Origin of the sequence: Jatrophihabitans sp. (assembly GCF_036388195.1) — a bacterium.
Classification (GTDB): domain Bacteria; phylum Actinomycetota; class Actinomycetes; order Mycobacteriales; family Jatrophihabitantaceae; genus Jatrophihabitans_A.
Genome location: NZ_DASVSG010000126.1, coordinates 1 through 24,403 on the forward strand (window position 1 = coordinate 1; position 24,403 = coordinate 24,403).

A 24,403-nucleotide genomic window follows, 5' to 3' on the forward strand; every position below is an offset into this window, starting at 1 on the left:
TCGACGAGCTCGTCGTCCACGACGGCGCCGTGACCGGCGTACGCGGTGCGGTGCTGGAGCCCAGCGATGTCGACCGTGGCCGGCCGAGCTCGCGTACCAGGATCGACGACTTCGAGCTGCGTGCCCAGGCGGTGATCGTGACCTCCGGCGGCATCGGTGGCGACCATGACCTGGTGCGCCGCAACTGGCCGTCCCGGCTGGGACCGGCGCCGGACCGGATGGTGGCCGGAGTGCCCGCCCACGTCGACGGCCGGCTGCTCGGCATCACCCAGGCCGCCGGCGGCAGCGTCATCAACCCCGACCGGATGTGGCACTACACCGAGGGCCTGCAGAACTGGGACCCGATCTGGCCCAACCACGGGATCCGGATCCTGCCCGGGCCGTCCTCGCTCTGGCTGGATGCCCTCGGCCGGCGACTGCCCGTCCCGCTGTTCCCCGGCTTCGACACCCTCGGCACGCTGACCCACCTGATGCATACCGGTCACGACTACAGCTGGTTCGTGCTCAACCAGCGGATCCTCTCCAAGGAGTTCACCCTGTCCGGCTCGGAGCAGAACCCGGACCTGACCGGCAAGTCGATCCGCGGGGTGCTGAACCGCGGACGGGGCGGCGCGCCGGCGCCGGTGGCGGCCTTCCAGGAGCGCGGCGCGGATTTCGTCACCGCCGTGACCCTGCGGGAACTGGTCGCCGGCATGAACACGCTGACCGGCGAGGACCTGCTCGAGCTGGCCGACGTGCAGCGGGAGATCGAGGCCCGGGACCGCGAGGTCGGCAACCGGTACACCAAGGACCTGCAGGTGACCGCCATCCGGGGCGCGCGCGGCTACGTCGGGGACCGGCTGATCCGGGTGGTCAAACCGCACCGGCTGCTCGATCCGGACGCGGGGCCGCTGGTCGCCATCCGGTTGAACGTGCTCACCCGCAAGACCCTCGGCGGGCTGGAGACCGATCTGGACGGCCGGGTGCTCCAGCCCGGGGGGCAGCCGATGGCCGGTGTCTACGCAGCCGGCGAGGCGAGCGGCTTCGGCGGGGGTGGCATGCACGGCTACCGGTCGCTGGAGGGCACCTTCCTCGGCGGCTGCCTGTTCTCCGGGCGGGTCGCGGGACGGGCCGCCGCCGCGGCGGTGGCGGGCTGATGACGGCCCTGCTCGAGGACGGCGGCGCGCTCGACCGGTTCCGGGCTCCGCTGTACACGATCGCCGAGGCGGCGCGGTACCTCGGTGTTCCGGAGTCCACCTTCGGCGGCTGGGCAACGGGCTACCGCAGCCGGTCGGCGGGCTTGGCGCTCGGCCGGTCAGCGGGCTTGGCGCTCGGCCGGTCAGCGGGCTCGGCGCTCGGCCGGCCGCTCCTGACCACGGTCGCCCGGCGCGACAGCCGGCGGGACGCCGTCGTCCCGTTCATCGGGCTGGCGGAGGGGTTGGTGCTCACCGCGATGCGGCGCGGCGGCGTCCCCCTCCAGCGGGTGCGGCCGGCGCTGGCTCGGCTGGAGGATCGGCTCGGGGTCCGGCATCCGCTGGCCAGCAGGTGGCTGCACACCGATGGCGTCGAGGTGCTCTTCGACTACGCCGAAGTCGAGGACGCTGCCGCCGGCGAGGCGCCTGACGTGGTCGTGGTGCGCAGCGACCAGCGGGTGCTCGACATGACCGTCGAGTCCTGGCGCCGTATCGAGTTCGCCGAGGACGGCTACGCCCGCCTTCTCCGGCTGCCTGCCTACCGGACGGCCGAGGTCGTCGTCGATCCGGCTCGTGGCTTCGGGCAGCCGGTCTTCGTCCGCGGCGGCGCCCGCGTGGAGGATGCCCTGTCGATGGTGCGCGCGGGGGTGGAGCTGGAAACCGTCGCGGCCGAATACCGGGTGCCCGCCGAGCACCTCTTGGACGCCGTCGGTGTGGCGACGCCCGTGGCCGCCTGAGATGACGACCGGGCAGCACTCCGGCGCGCTGCCCGACCTGCTGCCTGACCTGCTGCTGGACCGCAGCCTGGGCAGCATCGCGGTGCCGGCGCTGTTGCGCGCGGCTGGCCTGCGGGTCCACACGCTCGTCGACGTCTACGGGCCCGCCGCCGAGGCCGTCGAGGATGCCGAGTGGCTCGGGTACGCCGGGCAGCGGGGCTGGCCGGTTCTGCTGAGGGACCCCCACATCCGGCGCCGGACGGTCGAGCGGGCGGTGATCACCCCGCAGGGCGTCCACGCGTTCTGCCTGGGTGGCGCGCAGCTGGAACCGGCCGTCCTGGCCGACCGCTTCCTGTCGGTGCTCGACGCGGTCGCGCTGGCCTGCGCCCGGCCCGGGCCGGCGCTGTACCTGATCACGGCCTCCGGGATGCGCAGCGTGTCCGGAGCGCTAGCTGCCCTCATGGCGCGCCGATCACCGCGGGTCCGGTGGTGGGTGTCTCGGCGGAGAACAACCGCGCCGTCCGGTCTGCGCTGCGCTGGGCACGCCGGCTGGTGCTGGCCGCGCCGAGCAGCAGGACGCACACCCCCGCGGCGACGATCATCCACCAGCCCGGCCGGCTCGCCGACACCAGATCGCTGGCCATCGCGCCGGATGATCCGGTGTTGATCACCGAGCCGATGATGGCCACGCCCAGCGCCGCGCCGACCTGCCGGCTGGTGGAGGCCACCGCCGCCGCCACGCCGGCCTGGGACCGCGGCATGCCGGAGACGGCGGTGTTGGTGACCGGGGCATTGACCATGCCGAAGCCGATCGCGAACATCGCGTAGCTGGCCATCAGCCAGCCGTAGCTGGTCGTGCGGTCCAGCCCGGTGAGCGCCAGGCCCCCGGCGCACATGGCGACCCCGGCGAGGACCAGCGGCAGCCTCGGCCCGCGCGAGCCGACGATCCGTCCTGACACCGGCGCGAACAGCGCGGTGACCAGCGCCATCGGCAGCAGGAACAGTCCCGCGTGCAGCGCCGACAGCTGGCGGACGTCCTGCAGGTACAGGGTGTTCAGGAACAGGAAGCCGCTGAAGGCGCCGAACGCGCAGACGGCGATGACGGTGGCGGCCGAGAACGGCACGCTGCGGAAGAAGCGGAGCTCGAGAAGCGGATCGGCGCGGCGCGGTTCGTAGGCCAGCAGCGCCAGCGCAGCCAGGACGGCGACCCCGAACAGCGCCCAGGTCTCCAGCGAGCCCCACCCGGCCTGCGGGGCGTTGATGATGGCGTAGGTGACCGAGGCCAGCACCACCAGCACCAGCAGCTGGCCTATCGGGTCTACCCGTCGCGCCCGTGGGGCACGCGATTCCGGCACGTAGAGCGCCGCCAGCACCACGGCGGCAAGCCCGATCGGCACGTTGATCCAGAAGATCGAGCGCCAGCCGACGGTTTCGGTGAGCAGGCCGCCGACGACCGGCCCGACACCCAGGCTGATGCCGATCACGCCGCCCCAGATCCCGATGGCGCGGGCCCGCTCCTGCGGCTCGGTGAAGACGTTGGTGATGATCGACATCGCCACCGGGTTGAGCATCGAGCCGCCGACGGCTTGCACCATCCGGAAGACGATCAGCCAGCCGAGGCCAGGGGCGATGCTGCACAGCAGCGAGCCGAGGGTGAACAGCACCAGACCGCTCTGGAACGTCCGCCGACGACCGAACCGGTCAGCCGACGAACCGGCCAGGATCAGCAGGCTGGCGAGCACCAGCGTGTAGCTGTCGATCGTCCACTGCAGCCCCTCGACCGAGGCGTTCAGGTCGGTCCGGATGGAGGGCAGCGCGACGTTGACGATGGTGTTGTCCATGCCGACGATCAGCAGGCTCATGCAGCAGATCGCCAGCACCAGCATCCGGCGCTGCTTCGTCAGTTCGGCCACAGCCGCTCCAGTCCGTGTGTGCCTGACCTACTCTAGGGACACACCTAGGGCCGTTTTCAGCGCTTTCAGAGCTTGTGGAGGACCGGGCGCTATGCGGGCTGACGGACCCAAGGTCCCCAGAAAGTCGGCGAAAGGTCCCGATTTGAGGGGCAGGAGCGGCCAGGACCCGGTAACGTCTATCACAGGGTGGGCAGGACTGTCAGACCCTGCACGTAGCTTCGAGGTACAGGCGCACTAGGCCGGAACGGCCGAAAGCCCGATCGAAGGGAGGGTCCAGCGATGGCAGTCACGTTGGAGGAGCTAGCTGAACGCAACACTGGGGTTGTAGCTGTGGAAGCTGACCGTGATGAGGTTCTAGCGATCCTTGACTCCCGGGCTCGTGCCGAGGTTGGCATGACCGGAGCGGAGTTTTTGGGGCAGTTACGCGCGGGTGTGTTCGATGGATGCGATGACGTCGCCATTCAGCGGCTCATCGGCATTACTGTATTGCTCGGCTAAGTGGCCGGACGTACGCCGGCTGAGGCGGTTACTCGATTTCTGGGGCCGCTTCAGCAGGCGGCGTCATGTTTGGGCACCTGCAAACTGACAACAAGTGCTGGCGCTAAGCACCCTCGCCTAGGGGAGAGGCACAGCTGGGCGCTCAATTCTGGGGCGGGGTTAGAACTCAAAACTGCCAACGGCCCCGAACTGCTTTTCGATCCGTCGATGGAATGGGAACTGATCGAGGATGAGCGTCCAGACTACGGCCCTTACCGTGTCAAGACACGGGCCTACAGATACTCCGTCAGCGGTCCCGGCCACGTTGAGTACGTTTCTTTTCACTGGCATCCGGATGGCAGTTCGCCGATCCGCGATCCGCATATCCACCTCGGCGCAGCATTGTTGAACGATTCCAGCCCAGTGACGCCCAAGGCTCACCTACCAACCCCTCGCCACACATTCGAGATGGTCGTTCGGTGGGTGTTCGAGTTTGGAGTCAAGCCAGCTTGCGATGATTGGCGAGACAAATTAGACCTTGCAGAAACGCCACACCTCCTCTACCGCAGCTGGGCCGAACGAATGCCCGATGCGTGAGGAAGGGGCTAGTCAGAAGTCCACTTCGGCAATGAGTGGCTTATAGGTCAAGCGTCGTCCGCCGACGTTGCCGATCACCAGCCGCATTCGCTCGGAATCGGTGCGCTTGCAATGCGTGTATAGAAAGTCAAACTGATTCAGATACCGCTGCAGATGCTCCACCGAAACATGATGGTGCGTACCGTCGAGGGACCGCTTCAACTGCGAAAAGTAGCCCTCATTGAGGTTGGTCAACACGTTGCCGCGCGCGTACTCACCGGCCGAGTGGTTGACGAATTCGTGGGCGGCGAACTCGGCCGCTATCTGCCGGTAAGCCCGCGCTGAGTCAGTGTGCAGGTGCGTCCGCTCCGGGTCCATGACCTCCCGGATGGCAGGCAGCAGGCTCTTAGCGGTCACGTCGGCCACCACACGGGTATGCGCCGAACGGGTCTCGTAATGGACCAGGGAAACCACCGGCTGCTTGTCCGTGGTGCCGTAGGCCCGTGGCTGCTCGCGCGGGTCGTTGCGGTGCCGGTTCTTGGGGTCCCCGCCGATCCAGCTCTCATCCACCTGGACCGCGCCGCCGAACAACGCGGCCAGTGGCTCGAACTGCATGGCCTCACGGATTCGGTGCAGCATATGCCAGGCGGTTTCGTTGGTGACCTCGTACTTGCGGCTGATCTCCCACGCGCTGATCGAGTTCTTCGAGGCGTTCGCCGCCGAGCTGCGCCACATCACCGGCGTGCTGCTGTCCCGGGTCGAGTCCGGCCTCTGGCGCGGGCCGGCGCACCAGGCCCTGGTCCTGCAGCTTCGGTCGCACGCGCCGCAGCTGTCAGCCACCGCCGACCGGTACGACGGCTACGCCACGGCGCTGAACGGGTACGCCGGCGTCGGCAGCGCAGTCCACCGTGCCCGCACCCGACGCGAGCACCGAGCTGGTGCCCCTGGCACGCGCTTTCAAGGCCGGCTACGACCGGTGGGCCGACGGGCTGGACCGCTGCGTCCGGGCGTTGCAATGGGTGGACGAGCACGACCCGACCCGGGACCTGCATGACTTCCGTGCCTTCACCCACCAGCTGGGCCACGTCGCGGTGGATGCGGTGCGGCCGTTCGAGCAGGCGGTGCTGCATCCGTCCCTGCGCACCGTCTCTGCCTGCCTCGGCGAGCTGAACGTCGGGCTGTCGGTGCTGGGGCTGGGCCTGCTGTTCATCTGCCCGCCGGTCGGCGCGGCCTGCCTGGCCGCCGCCACCGTCCTTGCCGTCGCGCAGTTCGCGGTGGACAGCACCCGTCGCGCTCACGGTGAATCGGTCAGCACCGCCAGCCTGGGTTGGGAGCTGGCTGCCGCGGTCCCGCTCGGCGGCAACGCCTTGCGTGCGGCACGGGCGGCTGACAACGTGGTCCACCTCGTCCCCGGTGGCGGCCTGATGGCTCACGAAGCGGCGGGAGGGCACACCCTCGCCAAGCACGTCGGAAAGTCGGAGCAGTTCCTGCGGAACCGGCTCGCCACCGAACCGCAGATCAGGGGCGCCTCCACCTTCTACGACCGGCAGACGGCAGAGAACGCGATCGCAGCCGTGCTCAAGCAGAATCAGCGGCAGGTGGACCCTTGGCTAGCCGGTCGATTGAAGAGGCTTGTGCTTACAGGCAGATCTTCGACCCATGTCGGTGTCCTGATTCCCCGCGGATCGACGGAGTCTGCGGCTTCTGATGGGATTAAGATCTTTCTTGAGCGCAGCGCGAAGATGGAGAACGGCTACCTACTAGTTACTGCGATGGTGATCGAATGAAGTCTTGGGAATCATTGGAGACCCTGCTGGGGGGTTACCTCCACGAGGACTTCGCCGACCTTCATGGCAGTGCTTGGGGTGCTGTGGACACATTCGCTCGAGATGAGCCAGAGTACGCGCCGCATCTTCATCGCGAGATCACTGACCTAATTGATGCTTACCGATCAGAATCAGATCTGGAAGGCGCGCTTGTCGATCTAGGCCTCAACTACTTACCAACAGCGGACGGATGGGACAACCACCGAACCTGGCTGCTGGCCGTGGCAGACCGCGTCGACGAGATTCTGCACAGCTCACCGGCCGCCTGAACCGCTGCCTTTACGGTCGCCGCCCAGCCGCCCAGCCGCCCAGCGGTCAGCCGGGCAGCGGTCAGCCGGGCAGCGCGAAGTGCGGGTTGCGGATGAAGCCCACCACGTTGCCGGTCGCGGTCAGCACCGAGCCGGTCACGATGCCGTCGCCGACCGCGCTGGCGGCCGTGTGCTCGACCGCGCCGAGGGCGATGGCGGCGTCCATGGCGTCCTGCACCGACTCCACACCCCAGTAGGTCAGCGCGCCGTCGCCCGGGCTGGCCTCGGGCAGCAGCCCGAGCTCGTATCCGGCGACGTTGAAACCGACGTAGAACGGCTGGTCGAAGTACGGCTCGCGGCCGAGCAGGGTGCTCCACCACAGCGTGGCGGCGGCCAGGTCGGCCACGGGATAGATCACGGTGCGCAGGCCTTGCAACTCGATAGCCATGGTGACAACCCTCCCATGAAGCCGGATCGGTACGTCAGAGAGTCCCGGCTGCCCTGTCAACCGCTGTCGAGGACGGCGTGCTGACGGATCCAGCAGTGCATCGCTATCCCGGCCGCCACCCCGGCATTGATCGAGCGGGTGGAGCCGAACTGGGCGATCGAGAGCGTCATGGCCGCGCTGGCCTGAGCCTCGGCGGTGAGCCCGGGTCCCTCCTGGCCGAACAGGAACAGGGCGTTGCGCGGCAGCTCGGCCGTCTCGATCGGACGGGCGCCTGGGGTGTTGTCGATCGCCACGATCGGACGGCCGGCGCCGGCCGCCCAGTCCGTCAGGTCAGCGATGCTGCGCAGGTGGCGCAGGTGCTGGTAGCGGTCGGTGACCATCGCGCCGCGCCGGTTCCAGCGCTTGCGTCCGATGATCAGCACCTCGCGGGCTCCGAAGGCGTTGGCCGTCCTCACCACGGTGCCGATGTTCGCGTCGTGCTGCCAGTTCTCGATGGCCACCACGAACTCGTGCCGGCGGGTGTCGAGGTCGGCGACGATCGCGTCGACGCTCCAGTACCGGTAGCAGTCACGGACGTTGCGCTGGTCACCGTGCGCCAGCAACTGCGGGTCGTACTGCGCGCCGTCCGGCCACGGACGCGGATGCGGCCCGACGCCGACAGCCAGATCCGGGGTCGCGTCGGACGGCCCCGCCGGCGGGGCACCCTCACCCAGCACGTCCTAGGCCAGTCCCAGGTCGGCCAGCGAGTACGCCGCACGGCACGGCAAGCCGGCCGCCTCGATCGTGCGGCGAGCGCCCCGGTCCACGATCAACGCCACCCCGACCACATCGGCGCCGGCCTCGCGCAACGCCTCGACGGCGGTCAGCGGGCTGGATCCGGTGGTGGACACGTCCTCCACCGCCAGCACCCGGCGCCCGGCCACCGACGGCCCTTCGATCCGTTGCTGCATGCCATGCCGCTTCTCCGCCTTGCGCACCACGAAGGCGTCCACGGCGCCCCCGCTGGCGTGCAGGATCGCGGTTCCGACGGGGTCGGCGCCCAGCGTCAGCCCCCCGGCCGCCTCATAGGACCAGTCCGCGGTCAGGTCCCGCAGCACCCGCCCGACCAGCGGCGCGGCCCGCCGGTGCAGGGTGATCCGGCGCAGGTCGATGTAGTAGTCGGCCTGCTGCCCCGATGACAGCGTCACCTGGCCGTGCACTACGGCCAGCTCCTTGATCAAGCTCAGCAGCTCGTCGCGATCACTCATGCCGGTTCCCTCTTCGCTTGAGAACTCATCGCTCCGCTGCTCGCTCATGCCGCACACCCTATCGACGGCTCACCACCCAACGAACGACCGAGCGCGGCAGCACCTTGACCAGGATCAGCAGCGCCTTGTACCGCCTGCTCGGCACGCTGATCACCACGCCGGCCCGCGCGTCGGCCAGCCCCTCGGCGACCACCCGGTCGGCGTCGAGCCACATCCAGGACGGCGTGCCGCTCATGTCCGCCTTGGCCCGGTCGTGGAACTCGGTGTGGGTGAAGCCGGGGCAGACCGCGGTGATCCGGACGCCGGTGCCCGCCAGCAGCAGCGAGAGCCCCTCGCTGAACGAGGTGACCCAGGCCTTGCCGGCGGCATAGGTGGTCGACGGCCCGCGCGGGACGAAGCCGGCGACCGAGGAGATGTTGATGATCTCGCCGCGTCCACGGGTGGTCATCGCGCCGACCGCCGCATGGGTCAGCGTCAGGACGGAGCCGACATTGAGGTCCAGCAACCGCTGCTCATCGGCCAGCGGAGCGTCGCCGAACCGGCGGTAGAGCCCGATGCCGGCATTGTTGATCAGGGTGTCGACCGGGCGTTCGGACTGGCCGATCCGGGCGGCCACCGCGGCGCAGCCGTCCGGAGTGCTCAGGTCCGCGGGCAGCACCTCGACCTGCACCGCGAACCGGTCCCGGACCTCGGCGGCCATGCTCTCGAGCCGATCCAGCGTCCGTGCGACCAGTACCAGGTCGCGGCCCTCGGCCGCCAGCCGGCGGGTGAAGGACGCGCCCAACCCGGCGGTGGCGCCGGTGACCAGGGCGTAACCCGGCAACGGCGGCGCCGCTTGGGTCACTGCGGCGCCTGCTTGCGGGACTTCGCCCGCGGCGCCCGCTTGGTCCCGGCAGGGGGCGCGGCGGCGGCGGCTCGCTCGCTCGCCGGCTTGGTCAGCGACACCGGCGCGGCTGTCGGCTCAGCGGCTGGTTCGGCAGCGCTGCCAGCCCTGCGGTTGGCGGCATCCCGGGCCGCCGTCGCTGCCCGGCCACCGAACAGCGCGCCGAGCGGCGAGCCGGACTCTCCGGCGGGCCGGAAGTACGCGGTGCTGGGCGGCAGCACCAGCAGCACGATCGCCGCCAGCGAAGCCAGCCCGGTGAAACCGGACAGCAGCCGGAACAGGAGGTTGTCGCTGCTGAAGAATCCGGTCAGCCGGAACACGTCCCCGGCCACCAGGAACGCGACGAAGATGTAGAGCCAGCGGGCCCAGTTGCGGCCGTCCCGGATGTACTTGGCGATCAGCAGCACCAGCCCGACGTAGGCAAGGGTCAGCACCACGTTGGAGCGCAGTTGGCTGTCGACCTTCTCCGCCAAGGTGGCCGCGGACCATTCCGGATGCAGCGTCGCGCCGGTGCGGCGAAGCTCGTCCTTGGAGCCGTACAGGGCGAACGCGGCGGCCAGCGCCAGCAGGCACCGCAGCAGGATCGCACCCAGCGCCAACTCGACGGTGCGCGGCCGGACGGGTCGTCGTACACCGGGTGCGGTAGGGGTTCCCATCTGAGCGAGCGTACCGGCGGCTCAGACCGGGGGCGCCAGCCAGCTACCCGACGGCAGGTTGCGCACGACGCCGAACGCCAGGACCAGGACGATCCCGGCCCAGATCACCGGCCGGGGCAGCGGCCGGACAGCAGCGCGCGGCCGGACCGCGGCGCGCGACCCGGCAGAGAAGCGCGGCCGGACAGCGGCGCGCGGCCGGGCAGCGGGGGGCGGCGCCCCGGCGGAGAAGAGCCATCGCCCCCAGAGCAGCGCCAGCACCGGCAGCGCCAGCACGAACAGCGCGTTGTCGTGCAGGGCGGTGGCCGGCTGGGCGTGCAGCAGCGCGTACGCGGCCCGGGTGGAGCCGCAGAACGGGCACCAGAGCCCGGTGAGCTCATGCAGCGGGCACAGCGGCAGCCGGTGGGTGTTCGGGTCGACGAACCACAGCACGGCGGCAGCAGCGAGGGCTGCCCCCGTCCCGAGGACGGGGGCAGCCCTGAGCCTGGACTGCGCGGCGGTCACGACCGGAAGGAGCTACTTGGCGTTGACGACGAAGTCGCCGGCCGCCTTGTCGTGCCAGCCCTGGTACCGCTTGGTGCCGTCGAAGAACGGCGAGAAGTACCCGATCAGGCACAGCAGGCCGGTGAGGCTCTGGACCAGGTAGCGCAACAGCCCCCGGCCGACGCCGATCGGCCCGCCGTTGGTGGCATCGACGACCCGGATGTTGAGCACTCGCATGCCCAGCGTCTGCTGCTTGACCCCGATCAGGTAGCCGAAGTAGGCGAAGCCGATGATGAGGTTCAGCAGGCCGCTGAGGTTCGCGCCGAACAGGACCCGCATGATGAAGCCGACCACGGCCAGGATGATGATGTCGATCAGGAACGCGCCGAAGCGGGCGCCCATGCCTGCGATCGAGCCAGCTCCGCCGGGCATCACGCCGCCGGTGTAGCCCGGGGCCGGCGGGTAGTAGCCCGGCTGCTGGCCGTACCCCTGGGGCTGCCCGTACGCCTGCTGCGGCTGGCCGTACGCCTGCTGCTGCTGGTCATAGCCGGGTGGCTGGCCGTAGCCGGGCGGCTGGCCGTAGCCCGGCTGCTGACCGGGCTGCTGGCCCTGCTGTTGGCCCTGCTGTTGAGCCCACGGGTCAGGCTGGCCGGGCTGCTGGCCATAGCCGGGCTGCTGGCCCTGCTGCTGATCGGGCTGCTGCTGCTGCGCCCACGGATCGGGCTGGCCCTGCTGCTGGCCTGCCTGCGGCTTGGCCCACGGATCCGGCTGAGCCGGTTGCCCGTCGCCTGGTTCACCACTTGGGCTGTTGCCCCACTGTGTCATCGCTATCCCCTTGCTTGAAGTTGGCACGCGAGAAACCGGCTGGGTCGCCCCGGTGTCCTGCTGCCGCAGAACCTATCGCCAAAAGGGCCTGCCGGGCAGCTGCATCGCCTAGGAACGGCGACTACCGTTGGCGGCCATGGGGACGGCCGAGGGGAAGAAGGCGCGTAGCGCCGCCCGCGAGCTTGCCCTGACCCAGCCGGCGGACCCGTACCGCGCCGCGCTGACCGACCCGTACTCCGGGCGGCCGGCAGCGGCCCCGCCGCCAGCTGGTCCGGGGTCTGCCGGCCGGCCCGACGGTGGCCTTGACGGGCCGGCCAACGGGCCAGGGCCGATCCCGGTGGCTGGATACGGCCAGCTGCCGGCCGGCAACCGCACTCCCGGGCCGGCGGTGATGGCCGGCATCCTCGCGCTCGGCCTGGCTGCCCTGCTGGGGCTGTTCGGGCTGCTGCTGCTGGCGATCATCAGCCTGCAGGACGAGTACGGCGCCCCGGATCGCTCGTTCTACCGGGGCAGCGACTCCAGCTACCTGCTGCTGGCGCTGCTGGACTTCGCACTCGGCGCCTGCCTGGCGATCGGGGGCATCTCGTTCCTGACCGGGCGGGTGATCGGCCGGCTGGTGATCACCATCTCGGGGTGGACGGTGCTCACCGTGTGCGGGTTCTGGTGGTTGCAGGCCGCGGTGAACGGCATGGTGCCGCTGCTGATGGCGGCGGCCAGCCTCGGCATGCTGGCCCTGAGCTACCAGGCCAGCGTCACCCGTTGGCTGGGCGTGCTGCCCGCCGCCCAGCCCGAGTGAGCCCGGGCCGGTCGCAGCACCTGCGGTCGCGGGCGGTTCCAGCACCGCGGTTCCAGCGCTAGCGGTTCCAGCACTGATCCAGCACCGCGGTTCCCGCACCGCATGCCGCGCAGCTCAGCGAACGGCCGTCACCGGCAACGCCGACCGATCAGGCATCACCGTCAGCGCTGACCGGTCCTCGGTGACGTCGATGACCACCTGGTCGCCGTCGGTGATCTCGCCGGCGATGAGCGCCTTGGCCAGCCGGTCGCCGATCGCGGTCTGGATCAGCCGGCGCAGCGGCCGGGCGCCGTACAGCGGGTCGAAGCCGTTGATCGCCAGCCACTCCCGGGCCGCGTCGGAGACCTGCAGCACCAGCCGCCGCCCGGCCAGCCGGTTCTGCAGCAGGCCCAGCTGGACGTCGACGATGCCGGCCAGCTCCACGGTGGTCAACGGGTCGAACACCACGATGTCGTCGAGACGGTTCAGGAACTCCGGCTTGAAGTGGGTCCGGACCGCATCCATCACGGCCTCCTTCTTCAAGGTGTCGTCCAGCTCCGAGACCAGGATGTGCGAGCCGAGGTTCGAGGTCAGCACCAGGATCACGTTGCGGAAGTCCACCGTCCGGCCCTGGCCGTCGGTCAGCCGGCCGTCGTCGAGCACCTGCAGCAGGATGTCGAAGACGTCCGAATGCGCCTTCTCGACCTCGTCGAACAGCACCACCGAGTACGGCCGGCGACGCACCGCCTCGGTCAACTGGCCGCCCTCGTCGTAGCCGACATAGCCGGGCGGGGCGCCGACCAGGCGGGCCACCGAGTGCTTCTCGGAGTACTCGCTCATGTCGATGCGGACCATCGCCCGCTCGTCATCGAACAGGAACGCGGCCAGCGCCTTGGCCAGCTCGGTCTTGCCGACACCGGTCGGGCCGAGGAACAGGAACGAGCCGGTCGGGCGGTTGGGGTCGCTGATGCCGGCCCGGGCCCGGCGCACCGCGTCGGAGACGGCCTGGACGGCCTGCTTCTGGCCCTTCACCCGCAGGCCGAGCGCATCTTCCATCCGCAGCAGCTTCGCGGTCTCGCCCTCCATCAACCGGCCCGCCGGAATGCCGGTCCAGGCCGCGACCACCTCGGCGATGTCGTCGGCGGTGACCTCTTCCTTGACCATCACGTCGGCCGGCTGCTCGGCGGCAGCCGCTTCGGTCAGCTCCTTCTCCGTCTGCGGGATCTCGCCGTACATCAGCCGGGACGCGGTCTCGAAGTCGCCCTCCCGCTGCGCCCGGTCGGCCTGGGTGCGCAGCTCGTCCAGCTTCTCCTTCAGCTCACCGAGCCGGTTCAGGCCGGACTTCTCCCGCTCCCAGCGGGCGTTCAGCGCCTCCAGCGCCTCGGTCCGGTCGGCGAGCTCGGCGCGCAGCACCTCGAGCCTGGCGACCGAGGCCGGGTCGGATTCCTTCGACAGCGCGAGCTCCTCCATCTTCAGCCGGTCGACCGAGCGCTGCAGCTCGTCGATCTCGACGGGACGGGAGTCGATCTCCATCCGCAGCCGCGACGCCGCCTCGTCGATCAGGTCGATGGCCTTGTCGGGCAGGAACCGCGAGGTGATGTACCGGTCGGACAGGGTGGCGGCGGCCACCAGCGCGCCGTCGGAGATCTGCACCTTGTGGTGCGCCTCGTACCGGCCGGCCAGGCCGCGCAGGATGCCGATGGTGTCTTCCACGGACGGCTCGCCGACCAGCACCTGCTGGAACCGGCGCTCCAGGGCCGGGTCCTTCTCGATGTGCTCGCGGAACTCGTCCAGCGTGGTGGCGCCGACCATGTGCAGCTCGCCACGGGCCAGCATCGGCTTGAGCATGTTGCCGGCGTCCATCGCGCCCTCGCCGGTCGCGCCGGCGCCGACCACGGTGTGCAGCTCGTCGATGAAGGTGAGGATCTGGCCGGCGGAGTCCTTGATCTCGGTCAGGACGGCCTTCAACCGCTCCTCGAACTCGCCGCGATACTTGGCGCCGGCCACCATCGCGCCCAGGTCCAGCGACACCAGCCGCTTGCCCTGCAGGGACTCCGGGACGTCGCCGGCCACGATGCGCTGGGCGAGCCCCTCGACGACGGCGGTCTTGCCGACGCCGGGCTCGCCGATCAGCACCGGGTTGTTCTTGGTGCGCCGGGACAGCACCTGGATGACCCGGCGGATCTCGGCGTCCCGTCCGATCACCGGGTCGAGCTTGCCCTCGCGGGCGGCGGCGGTCAGGTCGACGCCGTACTTCTCCAGCGCCTGGTAGGTGCCTTCGGGATCGGGGCTGGTGACCCGGGTCGAGCCGCGCACCTGGGTCAGGGCGGCGCGCAGCGCGGTCGGGTTCGCGCCCAGCCGGGTGAGCGTGCTCGCCACCTCGGAGGGCACCTCGGCCAGCGCGAGCAGCAGGTGCTCGCCCGAGACGTACTCGTCTCCCGCGTCCTTGGCGATCCGCTCGGCGGCGGCCAGGACATTGAGCAGGTTCCGGGACGTGTGCGGAGCGGACACCGTGGAGCCGGCCGCGGCCGGGAGGGCGCTCACCAGGGCGCCGATCTCGCGGCTGAGCTTGGCCGGGTCCACGCCGACTGCCTGCACCATCGGACGCGCCAGGCCCTGCTCGTCGCTGAGCAGGGCGGCTGCGAGATGGGCAGGCTCCACGGCGGGGTTGCCCTTGTCGGCAGCTGTCCGGACGGCCGTGGATACGGCCTGCTGGCTACGGGTGGTCAGGTCCATGGCCTCTGTCTACCCCTTTATTCGGTGTGGTCGATCGGTCAGTGCGTTCAGTCGATGGCCGGTGTTCTCGACCGGCCTCCTGTTCAACGATCCAGAAGTTGAGTCTGTTCCGCTCAACTTTGATGACCGTTTGCTGGCCGAGCGCGAGAGCTTGACGGCCACCGGCTCGCCGGGGCTAGCTGCGGACCTGGGTGGGTCGCCAGACCACCAGCTCGCTGGACGGGTTGCTGAACGGGCGGCCCATCGGGACCGAGACGATGTCCCCGGCCGGGCCGGCCGCAAACAGCCGGCGGCGCATGGTGGCCTCGGCGCGGCTGGAGCGGCGGCGGTCCTCCTCCACCTCGGCCAGCCGGGCCCGGAGCTCGTGCACCTCGTTCTCCAGCTCGAGGATGCGCTTGATGCCGGCGAGGTTCACCCCCTCCTCCTGGGAGAGCCGCTGGACCTCGCGCAGCTGCTCGATGTCGCGGGCCGAGTACCGGCGGCCCCGGCCAGGGGTCCGGTGCGGTGACACCAGGCCCAGCCGGTCGTACTGCCGCAGCGTCTGGGGATGCATGCCGGCCAGCTCCGCCGCCACCGAGATGACGAAGACCGCGGCCGATTCTGCGAAGCGGGGGACGCTCATGCCGACCTCGCCTGCGCCAGCAGCCCGGCTCGCGGGTCATCGCCTGCGGTGGCCGCGGCATAGGCCTCGACGGCCTCGCGGGCGGCTCCGTCGAGCTTCTGCGGCACCGCGACGGAGACCGTGACCAGCAGATCGCCGGACGAGCCGTCCTTGCGGGACACGCCCTTGCCCTTGACCCGCAGCACCCGGCCGGACGGGGTGCCGGGAGCGAGCTTGAGGGTGACGGTCGAGCCGTCGAAGGTGGGCACCGCGATCTGGGCGCCCAGGGCAGCCTCGGCGAAGGTCACCGGAACCGTCACGGTGAGGTCGTCACCGGAGCGGCCGAACAGCGGGTGCGGCTGCACCGCCACGGTCAGGATCAGGTCACCGTTGCCTGCTGGGCCCGGATTGCCCTTGCCGCGCAGCCGGATCTTCTGGCCGTCCTTCACCCCGGCGGGCACCCGGGTGGTCACGGACGAGCCGTCCTCGCGGCGCAGGGTGACGGTGTCACCCTCCACGGCCTGCCGGAAGCTCAGCGTGGCGGTGGCCTCGACGTCGCTTCCGGTACGCGGGGGCGCCTGGCCGAAACCGCTGGCGCCGCCGCCGGAGAACATCCCCGAGAGCAGGTCCTCGACGCTGATGTTCGCGCCCGAACCGCCGAAGCCACCCGTCTGGCGACCGGACTGCCTGCTGAAGAAGCCGGAGAACACGTCGTCGGAGAAGCCCCCGCTGGGTCCGCTGCCTGCGGTGAACCGGGCGCGGCCGTGGCTCATCGCGCGCACCGCGTCGTACTCCCGGCGCTGGTCGGCGTCGGAGAGCACCGAGTAGGCCTCGCTGACCTCCTTGAACCGCTGCTCGGCCTTGGCGTCGCCGGGGTTCTTGTCCGGGTGCAGGTCCTTGGCCAGCTTGCGGTAGGCCTTCTTGATCTCGGAGTCCCCCGCGTCAGAGGCGACGCCCAGGGACTTGTAGAAGTCCTTGTCGAACCAGTCCTGGTTGGCCATGACGTCATGCCTCCTTCACTGCGGTGCCTGTGATCTGTCCATCGGTTCTGAGCTGGTGGTGCTGAGTGCTGGCCGGGCCGTGCGCCCGGCCAGCTCCTCAGGTGGGGTCCGCGACCGACACCCGGGCGGGCCGTACCACCCGGTCGCCGATCCGGTATCCGGGCTGCAGCACGCCGACCACGGTGGTCACCTCGGTGCCCTCGGCCAGCTCCTCGTCGACGTGCATCAGCGCGTCGTGCACCGCCGGGTCGAAGGCGGCGCCGGGCTCGCCGTAGCGCTCGACCCCGTACTTGGCCAGGGTGGTCTCGAGCTTGTCGGCGATGCTTGCCAGCGGACCGGCCTCGAGATCTCCGTGCTGGCGGGCCAGGTGGATGTCGTCGAGCACCGGGAGCAGGGACTCGATGACCGCGGCCACCGCCAGATCCCGGATCATCGCCCGGTCCCGGTCGACCCGCTTGCGGTAGTTGGCGTACTCGGCCTGCAGGCGTTGCAGGTCTGCCAGCCGCTCGGCTGCCAGCAGCTCGTTCGGGTCCGGCCGGGCGGGCGCCTCTTCGGTGCTCCCGGCGGGGTCGGCCTGCTCCGGAGCCGCCGGGTCGGCGGGCTGCGGCGAGGCCGTCCCGTCGGCCGGCGGCACGGGTGAGCCGTCCGGGCTGATCTTGCGCTTGTCCGCGAAGGTGAAGCCGGGCGCCGGTTGCTCGGGGCCGGCGCCGGGCGCCGGTTGCTCAGGGCCGGCGCCGGACTCCTGCGGGGCCGGATTCGGCGGCGTCATGTCGGACTCCTCCTCTGCGGCAGCTGCGTCGAACTGGTTCATCGCGGTTACCGCTGCTCGTCGATGACCTCGGCGTCGACCACGTCATCGGCGTCGTCGGCAGCCGGGCCGGAGCCGTTGGGGCTGGCGCCGTCGGCCGAGGAGGCCGACTGCGATGACTGCTCAGCGGCGTAGACCGCGGTCGCCGCCTTGCCGCTGACCTCGTTGAGGGCCGTGGTCTTGGCCTGGATCGTCTCGTTGCTGGCGTTGGCGTCGGCCAGGGTGGTCTTCAGCTCAGCCAGCGCGGCTTCGAGCTCGGTCTTGGACTCGGCCGGGATCTTCTCGCCGGAGTCGGCGATGAACTTCTCGGTCTGGTAGACCAGCTGCTCGCCGGTGTTGCGGATCTCGGCCGCCTCCCGGCGCGCCTTGTCCTCGGCGGCGTGCACCTCGGCGTCCTTCATCATCCGGTCGATCTCTTCCTTGGACAGGCCCGAGCCACCGGTGATGGTCATGCCCTGCTGGTTGCCCGAAGCCAGGTCCTTGGCAGAGACGTGCACGATGCCGTTGGCGTCGATGTCGAAGGTGACCTCGACCTGCGGAACGCCCCGGGGCGCCGGCGGGATGCCGGTCAGCTCGAAGACGCCCAGCTTCTTGTTGTAGGCCGCGATCTCCCGCTCACCCTGGTAGACCTGGATCTGCACGCTGGACTGGTTGTCGTCGGCGGTGGTGAAGATCTCCGAACGCTTGGTCGGGATGGTGGTGTTGCGCTCGATCAGCTTGGTCATGATGCCGCCCTTGACCTCGATGCCCAGCGACAGCGGGGTGACGTCGAGCAGCAGGACGTCCTTGACCTCGCCCTTGAGGACACCGGCCTGCAGCGCGGCGCCGACGGCGACGACCTCGTCCGGGTTCACGCCCTTGTTGGGCTCCTTGCCACCGGTCAGCTCCTTGACCAGGTCCACCACGGCGGGCATCCGGGTCGAGCCGCCGACCAGGACCACGTGGTCGATCTGGTTCAGCGGGATGCCGGCGTCGCGCAGGACGTTCTGGAACGGCACCTTGGTGCGCTCGAGCAGGTCGGCGGTGATCCGCTGGAACTCCGCCCGGCTCAGCTGCTCGTCCAGGAACAGCGGGTTCTTCTCCGCGTCCACGGTGATGTAGGGCAGGTTGATCGAGGTCTGCTGGCTGGAGGAGAGCTCGATCTTGGCCTTCTCAGCCGCCTCGCGCAGCCGCTGCAGCGCCATCTTGTCCTTGGTCAGGTCGATGCCGTGCGCGGCCTTGAACTTGTCGACCAGCCAGTTGATGACCTTCTGGTCCCAGTCGTCGCCACCGAGGTGGTTGTCGCCGTTGGTGGCCTTGACTTCGATGACCCCGTCGCCGATCTCCAGCAGCGAGACGTCGAAGGTGCCGCCACCGAGGTCGAACACCAGGATGGTCTGCTCCTTCTCGCCCTTGTCCAGGCCGTAGGCCAGCGCGGCGGCGGTCGGCTCGTTGACGATCCGCAGCACGTTCATGCCGGCGATCTGACCGGCCTCCTTGGTGGCCTGCCGCTCGGCGTCGTTGAAGTACGCCGGGACGGTGATGACCGCGTCGGTGATGGTCTCGCCCAGGTAGGCCTCGGCGTCGCGCTTGAGCTTCTGCAGGACGCGGGCGCTGATCTCCTGCGCGGTGTACTTCTTGGCGTCGATGTCCACCGACCAGTCGGTGCCCATGTGGCGCTTGACCGACCGGATCGTCCGGTCGACGTTGGTGACGGCCTGGCGCTTGGCGACCTCGCCGACCAGGACCTCGCCGTTCTTGGCGAAGGCGACGACGGACGGGGTGGTCCGGGAGCCTTCCGCGTTTGCGATGACCTCCGGCTCGCCACCGGTCAGGACGGCGACAACGGAGTTGGTGGTGCCGAGATCGATTCCGACCGCGCGTGCCATGGTGAACTCCTCAGTGCTTCGTGGATCTGCTTCTGGTTGTCTAGCGGGTGGGTCTGTCAGTTGTGCTCTGTCGGTCTCTGGCCTGTGGATAGACCAGCCGTTAGCCCTGATGGTGCTATCTGGACTGGCCGCCTGTCAAAAGAACTGAGTGGGATACGCTCAAGTTCCCCCCAGGGCAGTGGTCTACGCCACACCCGGTGGCGAGGCACCCTTGGGCTCTCCCTGGAAAGTGCACCGCGATGACGGGATTGGGCTAGCTTCGCCCGTACAGGATCTGTCCTGCGGCATCTTCGGCAATGAGCCGAAGGCAGGTTCTCGGTGTGGCTGGTGCTGGTCCCCGCGGCCGGACCGGGTCCGGACTTTCAGCGATCGGAGAGCCGTGACCTATCCCGCCGCCGACCGCCGCCGGTTCTTCACGCCCCACCGCTGCCCGAATTGCGACGCGCCGATCACCGCCGCCGCACCGAGGTGCGCCGGATGCGGGCTGCTGCTGACCAGCCCAACCGCCAGCCGACTCGCGGAGCAACTGGTCGCCGCTGACCAGACGATGGCGCAACTGCGATTGGAGTCGCAGGCCGCCACCCAGCAGGCCGCTGTCCAGCAGGCCGCCAGCCAGCAGGAGGGTGGGCAGGAGCCGGTTGCAACCGCCGGGCCGGGGCAGGTCGGCGGTGCCAGCGCGTTGCCCCGCCACCCGGCGCCGACCGCCGTCGCCGGCAGGAGGTGGCCGGCGGCAAGCGGGGCGGCCATCGTGCTCGGCCTCGGGGGGCTGTGCCTGCTGGTCGCGGCGATCATCTTCCTGTCGGTGTCCTGGGGAACGCTGTCGCTCGGCGCGAAGGCCGCGGCGCTGGCCGCGGTGACCGCGCTCTTCGCCATCGCGGCCGCGGCGGTGACCCGCAGAAGTCTGCGGGGCTCCGCCGAAACACTGTGGGCCAGCACCCTGCTGAATCTCACGCTGGACGTCTGGGCGATCCGCCGAGTCGACCTGGCCGGGTGGGGGTCGGTGGACGCGCGCATCTTCGCCGCCGCGGGCGCCGTGGCGGTGGGGGCGGTGGCGCTGGGCAGCACGGTGGCCACCCGACGCTCGGCGCTAGGACGCCCGCTGGTCAGCACCCAGCTCATTCTCGGTGGCGCGGCCTACGTCGGGCTGCTGTGCGCGATTGCCAGAACCGGGGCGCCCGCATGGCTGCAGTTCGGCGTCGCGGTGATCGGCATGACAGCGCTGGCGATCTCAGCCCGGACGGCAGGACTGCGTGTCACCACCTGGGTGTGCGGCCTGGCCGCCCTCCTATCCTGGCTCGCCCTGGTGGGGCTGGGCGTCCTCGACGAGGTCACCTCGGGGCCCTTCGTGCCACGGCTGTGGGACGGCCAGGCCAACGAGTTGCCAGCCGCGATCGTCCTGGCACTCTGCGCCGCGGGCGTCCCGGCGGTGCTGCGAGTGCGCCTGATGCGGCTGGCCGCCGCGGTGGCCGGCCTCGGGTTGGCTGCCTGGGCGGCGTGGCTCATCGGCGCGCACTACATCTCGGCAGTCTCGGCACTGGCCGGTGTGCTACTCGGTCTGGCCCTGCTCGGCCTGGTACGGCGCCCGCTCTGGAGCCAGACCGTTCTGCTGGTGCTGGGCGGCGCTGGCGGGGTGAGCGTGCTGGTGTTGCTGCGGGCGGCACTGGCCGGCATCTCGGCCTCGACCGACTCGGGTGGCCCGATCTGGCAGCGACGCCCCCTGGACGCGCTGCCGGACGCGGGCCAACCGGTGATCGCGGTGCTGCCGTCGCTGGCCCTGTTGGCGGCGGCTACGGCGGCAGGGCTGCTGATCAGGCCGCTACTGAAGGACTGGACGCAGCGTTGGAGCGCCTCGGACGGGCGGTGGATCGCCGCGGTGGCTGGTCCTGCCGCGTTCGCGACCTGGCTGAACGTCCACCCGCCGCTGCTGGTGGCCACGCTTGGATGGCTGCTGCTGGCGGTCGGGGGCGTCCTGCTGGCCCGGCGTGACGTCTGGCTGCTGGCGATACCAGGGCTGCTGCTGGCGCTCGCGCTGATCACAGCACTGGCCTCGGAGCCGACCACGATCCTCGCCTTCGCGGCCGGGGCCGGCGCGGCGCTGGCCGCCGGCCGGTCGATCGCTCGCGACGTCCCGGCTCTGAGGCAGGCCTGCGAGCTGGCCGCCGTCGCCCAGCTCTTCGTTCTCATCGCCGCTGGGTTCTCCCTGAGCACGCCGGGCCGGTGGACGCCGACCGTAGCCGGCCTGCTCGGTTGCGCCGCGGTGCTGGGCGTGGTCGCGGCGAGGTCCCCGGCCCGCCGCTGGTGGTTCTGGCCAGCGGTGTCGGCCGTGGTCGTCGCGGGTTGGATCGAGGCAGGCGTGCATTCGGTGCACACGCCCGAGCTCTACTACGGACCGGTCGGAGTGCTGGTGCTGGTCTTCGGCGCGCAGCTCATCCGGCGCGAGCCGACACCGCCGTCCTGGCTTGCCCTCGGTCCGGGATTGCTCATCCTCACCGTCCCCTTGGTGGCGCCGGCGCTGCGCGAACCGCTGTCGTGGCGGGCCCTCGCGCTCGGCGTGATCGCGCTGCTGAGCCTGCTGGTCGGCTCGTGGCTGAAGCTGCAGGCGCCGCTGGTGATCGGCGCTGTGGAGCTGGCTCTGCTGGTGGTCAGTGAGCTCTCGCCGTTCGCGCTCGCGCTGCCCCGTTGGGTGATGATCGGCACGGTGGGGGTGCTGCTGCTGACGCTCGGCGTCACCTGGGAGAGCCGGCTGGCAGACCTGCGCAGCGCGCGCCGGGTGATCGGCGACATGCTCTGAGCCGTTGTGACCCATTCGGCTTCCGGCTGACGTGGTTACCCGCCGGTAACCCTGGGTATCCTTGCCCAGTCACGCCTGATGAGACGAAGCCGACCGACGCTGGAGGCCGCAGTGGCACTGCGCATCATCCTGACCCTGCTCATGACCGCCGCCACCGCGGCGATCGCGGGGTGGCGGATCCTGTGGCTGGTACGGCTGATCCGTTCCGGCACGGCCGCTCCGGGGCGTGGCAAGAACGCCGTCGGCCGCGCCGCCAACGACGCCGGGGAGGTGCTCGGCCAGACCCGGCTGCTCAAGTGGTCGGTCCCGGGCCTGGCGCACTTCCTCACGTTCTGGGGCTTCGTGATCCTCAACCTGACCATCCTCGAGGCCTACGGCGCGCTGCTGATCAGCCGCGACTTCCACATCCCGCTGATCGGCAAGTGGCAGGCGCTGGGCTTCCTGGAGGACCTGATGGGGGTCGCCGTCCTCGTCGGGCTGGCCACCTTCGCGGTGCTGCGGATCCGCAACGCGCCCCAGCGCAAGCAGCGCGACTCCCGCTTCTACGGCTCGCACACCGGTCCGGCCTGGGTGATCCTGGGCATGATCACGCTGGTCATCCTGACCCTGTTCCTGCTCCGCGGCGCCCAGATGAACGCCGGGGAGTTCCCCTTCGGGGAGTCCAAGTGGACCTTCGCCTCGTACCTGACCGCGAAGCTGCTGGGCCAGGGCGCCTACAACACCGGCCTGGCCACCTTCTTCCTGCTGGCGCAGGTGGCGGTCGTCCTGGTGTTCCTGATCATCGTCACCTACTCCAAGCACCTGCATATCGCCACCGCTCCGATCAACGTCTACTTCAAGCGGCTGCCCAAGGCGCTCGGAGCGCTGCCGCCGGCCACCGACGCCCAGGGCAAGACCATCGACTTCATGGACGTGGAGAACCTGTCCGAGGACACCGTCTTCGGCAAGGGCAAGGTCGAGGACTTCAGCTGGAAGGCCTACCTGGACTTCGCCACCTGCACCGAATGCGGCCGGTGCCAGTCCCAGTGCCCGGCCTGGAACACCGGCAAGCCCCTGTCACCCAAGCTGGTGATCATGGACCTGCGCGACCACCTGTTCGCCAAGGCCCCGTACCTGATCGGCGGCAAGACGGTCCCCGACGACGCGGTGCCGAACTTCAGCACCCCTGCGGCCGAGGGCGGCTCGCACGGCACCCACGTGCCCGAGGCCGGCTACCCCCGGGTGGAAGGCTCCGGCATCGAGCAGGTCACCCGGCCGCTGGTCGGAGACCTCGCCTCGCACGGCGTCATCGATCCGGACGTGTTGTGGTCCTGCACCACCTGCGGCGCGTGCGTCGAGCAGTGCCCGGTCGACATCGAGCACATCGACCACATCGTCGACATGCGCCGCTACCAGGTGCTGATCGAGTCCTCGTTCCCGTCCGAGGCCGGCTCCATGCTGCGCAACCTGGAGAACAAGGGCAACCCCTGGGGGTTGCCTGCCAAGAACCGCGAGGAATGGACCGAGGGCCTGGGCTTCGAGGTCCGCCGGGTCTCGCCCGGCCAGCCGCTGCCCGCCGAGGTCGAGTACCTGTTCTGGGTGGGATGCGCCGGCGCCCTGGAGGACCGGTCCAAGAAGGTCACCAAGGCCTTCGCCGAACTGCTCGACGTGGCCGGGGTCCAGTTCGCCATCCTCGGCTCGAACGAGACCTGCACCGGTGACTCGGCGCGCCGGCTCGGCAACGAGTTCGTGTTCCAGATGCTGGGCGCGGAGAACGTCGAGAAGCTCAACTCGATCAAGCCCGAGGGCCGGCCGTTGAAGATCGTGGCCACCTGTCCGCACTGCTTCAACACCATCGCCAACGAGTACCCGCAGATCGGTGGCGAGTACGAGGTGGTGCACCACACCCAACTGCTCGGCAAGCTGGTCGCCGACGGCCGGCTCACCCCGGTCGAGCCGGTCGACAAGCTGGTCACCTACCACGATCCGTGCTACCTGGGCCGGCACAACAAGGTCTACACCCCGCCCCGTGAGGTGCTGGGCGCCATTCCACAGCTGCGCTCGCAGGAGATGCACCGCTGCAAGGACCGCGGCTTCTGCTGCGGCGCCGGCGGGGCCAGGTTCTGGATGGAGGAGAAGATCGGCAAGCGGATCAACGTCGAGCGCACCGACGAGGCGCTGGGCCTGAACCCGGACCTGATCTCGACCGCCTGCCCGTTCTGCATGGTGATGCTTTCCGACGCCGTCACCGGCAAGAAGGCAGACGGCACCGCCGCCGACCACGTCCAGGTGCTCGACGTCGCCCAGATCCTGCAGCAGTCGATGGGCCGCCCGGCGCTGGCCTCGGCGCCGGAGACCTCGCCGGCGGACTGAGCCA

The 24,403-nt window shown here is 70.1% G+C and carries 24 protein-coding genes and 1 pseudogene; 10 read left to right on the forward strand and 15 right to left on the reverse strand.

Annotation, left to right across the window (positions count from 1 at the left end):
• The 3 genes and pseudogenes from VF612_RS12750 to VF612_RS12760 all read left to right on the forward strand — a co-directional run.
• On the forward strand, window positions 1-1,136 hold a 1,136-nt coding region (locus VF612_RS12750), incomplete at its 5' end, for an FAD-binding dehydrogenase (RefSeq protein ID WP_408660229.1).
• Window positions 1,136-1,909, forward strand: coding sequence for a DUF433 domain-containing protein (locus tag VF612_RS12755; RefSeq protein WP_408660230.1), 774 nt, complete (start codon window positions 1,136-1,138; stop codon window positions 1,907-1,909). The genes VF612_RS12750 and VF612_RS12755, both read left to right, overlap by 1 nt.
• Window position 1,910: 1 nt before the next feature.
• Window positions 1,911-2,141, forward strand: a pseudogene (locus VF612_RS12760) (hypothetical protein); the annotation flags it as partial.
• Here the strand turns inward: VF612_RS12760 and VF612_RS12765 are convergent.
• Together VF612_RS12765 and VF612_RS12770 are read right to left on the reverse strand one after the other, a co-directional pair.
• Complete coding sequence (locus tag VF612_RS12765; RefSeq protein WP_408660274.1) at window positions 2,045-2,350, reverse strand: hypothetical protein; 306 nt, start codon at window positions 2,348-2,350, stop codon at window positions 2,045-2,047. The pseudogene VF612_RS12760 and the gene VF612_RS12765 overlap by 97 nt on opposite strands.
• Entirely contained in the window at window positions 2,347-3,801 is a 1,455-nt protein-coding gene (locus tag VF612_RS12770; protein ID WP_408660231.1) for an MFS transporter, read from the reverse strand. Before VF612_RS12770 ends, VF612_RS12765 begins: the two co-directional genes overlap by 4 nt.
• 279 nt (window positions 3,802-4,080) lie before the next feature.
• Here VF612_RS12770 and VF612_RS12775 point away from each other — a divergent pair, with 279 nt between their 5' ends.
• Window positions 4,081-4,299, forward strand: coding sequence for a hypothetical protein (locus VF612_RS12775; protein WP_408660232.1), 219 nt, complete (start codon window positions 4,081-4,083; stop codon window positions 4,297-4,299).
• Window positions 4,300-4,506: 207 nt separating this feature from the next.
• Window positions 4,507-4,875: a hypothetical protein gene (locus VF612_RS12780; protein ID WP_408660233.1), complete on the forward strand. Its 369-nt coding sequence runs from the start codon at window positions 4,507-4,509 to the stop codon at window positions 4,873-4,875.
• A gap of 12 nt (window positions 4,876-4,887) precedes the next feature.
• On the opposite strand, the gene VF612_RS12785 is transcribed toward VF612_RS12780, so the two are convergent.
• Entirely contained in the window at window positions 4,888-5,589 is a 702-nt protein-coding gene (locus VF612_RS12785) for an IS1595 family transposase (protein ID WP_408660271.1), read from the reverse strand.
• A gap of 284 nt (window positions 5,590-5,873) precedes the next feature.
• On the opposite strand from VF612_RS12785, the gene VF612_RS12790 reads away from it, so the two are divergent.
• Together VF612_RS12790 and VF612_RS12795 are read left to right on the forward strand one after the other, a co-directional pair.
• Complete coding sequence (locus VF612_RS12790) at window positions 5,874-6,641, forward strand: RNase A-like domain-containing protein (RefSeq protein WP_408660234.1); 768 nt, start codon at window positions 5,874-5,876, stop codon at window positions 6,639-6,641.
• Window positions 6,638-6,949: a contact-dependent growth inhibition system immunity protein gene (locus tag VF612_RS12795; protein ID WP_408660235.1), complete on the forward strand. Its 312-nt coding sequence runs from the start codon at window positions 6,638-6,640 to the stop codon at window positions 6,947-6,949. The genes VF612_RS12790 and VF612_RS12795 overlap by 4 nt, the downstream gene beginning before the upstream one ends.
• 61 nt (window positions 6,950-7,010) lie before the next feature.
• Here VF612_RS12795 and VF612_RS12800 read toward each other — a convergent pair whose 3' ends face one another.
• From VF612_RS12800 to VF612_RS12830, 7 genes are read right to left on the reverse strand one after another with little or no spacing between them, the layout of a single operon-like run.
• The gene (locus tag VF612_RS12800) at window positions 7,011-7,376 is read right to left on the reverse strand and encodes a VOC family protein (protein ID WP_408660236.1); all 366 of its coding nucleotides are present in this window, start codon (window positions 7,374-7,376) and stop codon (window positions 7,011-7,013) included.
• A gap of 56 nt (window positions 7,377-7,432) precedes the next feature.
• Window positions 7,433-8,092, reverse strand: coding sequence for a TrmH family RNA methyltransferase (locus tag VF612_RS12805; RefSeq protein WP_408660237.1), 660 nt, complete (start codon window positions 8,090-8,092; stop codon window positions 7,433-7,435).
• A gap of 3 nt (window positions 8,093-8,095) precedes the next feature.
• The gene (locus VF612_RS12810; RefSeq protein ID WP_408660272.1) at window positions 8,096-8,623 is read right to left on the reverse strand and encodes an orotate phosphoribosyltransferase; all 528 of its coding nucleotides are present in this window, start codon (window positions 8,621-8,623) and stop codon (window positions 8,096-8,098) included.
• Between the two features lie 58 nt (window positions 8,624-8,681).
• Entirely contained in the window at window positions 8,682-9,467 is a 786-nt protein-coding gene (locus tag VF612_RS12815) for an SDR family NAD(P)-dependent oxidoreductase (protein ID WP_408660238.1), read from the reverse strand.
• On the reverse strand, window positions 9,464-10,162 hold the full coding sequence (locus tag VF612_RS12820) for a hypothetical protein (protein WP_408660239.1): 699 nt from the start codon (window positions 10,160-10,162) through the stop codon (window positions 9,464-9,466). The genes VF612_RS12815 and VF612_RS12820 overlap by 4 nt, the downstream gene beginning before the upstream one ends.
• A 21-nt stretch (window positions 10,163-10,183) precedes the next feature.
• Complete coding sequence (locus tag VF612_RS12825; protein ID WP_408660240.1) at window positions 10,184-10,663, reverse strand: DUF2752 domain-containing protein; 480 nt, start codon at window positions 10,661-10,663, stop codon at window positions 10,184-10,186.
• A gap of 12 nt (window positions 10,664-10,675) precedes the next feature.
• Window positions 10,676-11,467 carry an RDD family protein gene (locus VF612_RS12830; RefSeq protein ID WP_408660241.1) on the reverse strand — a complete coding sequence of 264 codons (792 nt, stop codon included), beginning with the start codon at window positions 11,465-11,467 and terminating at the stop codon, window positions 10,676-10,678.
• Between the two features lie 136 nt (window positions 11,468-11,603).
• Between VF612_RS12830 and VF612_RS12835 the strand changes: the two genes are divergently transcribed.
• Window positions 11,604-12,263 (forward strand): hypothetical protein, encoded by a 660-nt coding sequence (locus VF612_RS12835; RefSeq protein WP_408660242.1) that lies wholly within the window; start codon window positions 11,604-11,606, stop codon window positions 12,261-12,263.
• A gap of 114 nt (window positions 12,264-12,377) precedes the next feature.
• On the opposite strand, the gene clpB is transcribed toward VF612_RS12835, so the two are convergent.
• From clpB to dnaK, 5 genes are all read right to left on the reverse strand, one after another.
• Window positions 12,378-14,978 carry an ATP-dependent chaperone ClpB gene (gene clpB, locus VF612_RS12840; protein WP_408660243.1) on the reverse strand — a complete coding sequence of 867 codons (2,601 nt, stop codon included), beginning with the start codon at window positions 14,976-14,978 and terminating at the stop codon, window positions 12,378-12,380.
• Between the two features lie 175 nt (window positions 14,979-15,153).
• Window positions 15,154-15,600, reverse strand: coding sequence for a heat shock protein transcriptional repressor HspR (locus VF612_RS12845; protein ID WP_408660244.1), 447 nt, complete (start codon window positions 15,598-15,600; stop codon window positions 15,154-15,156).
• Complete coding sequence (locus tag VF612_RS12850; protein ID WP_408660245.1) at window positions 15,597-16,580, reverse strand: DnaJ C-terminal domain-containing protein; 984 nt, start codon at window positions 16,578-16,580, stop codon at window positions 15,597-15,599. The genes VF612_RS12845 and VF612_RS12850 overlap by 4 nt, the downstream gene beginning before the upstream one ends.
• Window positions 16,581-16,677: 97 nt before the next feature.
• On the reverse strand, window positions 16,678-17,349 hold the full coding sequence (grpE, locus tag VF612_RS12855) for a nucleotide exchange factor GrpE (protein WP_408660246.1): 672 nt from the start codon (window positions 17,347-17,349) through the stop codon (window positions 16,678-16,680).
• A gap of 47 nt (window positions 17,350-17,396) precedes the next feature.
• Window positions 17,397-19,256: a molecular chaperone DnaK gene (gene dnaK / locus VF612_RS12860; protein WP_408660247.1), complete on the reverse strand. Its 1,860-nt coding sequence runs from the start codon at window positions 19,254-19,256 to the stop codon at window positions 17,397-17,399.
• Window positions 19,257-19,635: 379 nt separating this feature from the next.
• On the opposite strand from dnaK, the gene VF612_RS12865 reads away from it, so the two are divergent.
• Window positions 19,636-22,047 carry an SCO7613 C-terminal domain-containing membrane protein gene (locus VF612_RS12865; protein ID WP_408660248.1) on the forward strand — a complete coding sequence of 804 codons (2,412 nt, stop codon included), beginning with the start codon at window positions 19,636-19,638 and terminating at the stop codon, window positions 22,045-22,047.
• A gap of 117 nt (window positions 22,048-22,164) precedes the next feature.
• The gene (locus tag VF612_RS12870) at window positions 22,165-24,399 is read left to right on the forward strand and encodes a heterodisulfide reductase-related iron-sulfur binding cluster (RefSeq protein ID WP_408660273.1); all 2,235 of its coding nucleotides are present in this window, start codon (window positions 22,165-22,167) and stop codon (window positions 24,397-24,399) included.
• Window positions 24,400-24,403: the final 4 nt, after the last annotated feature.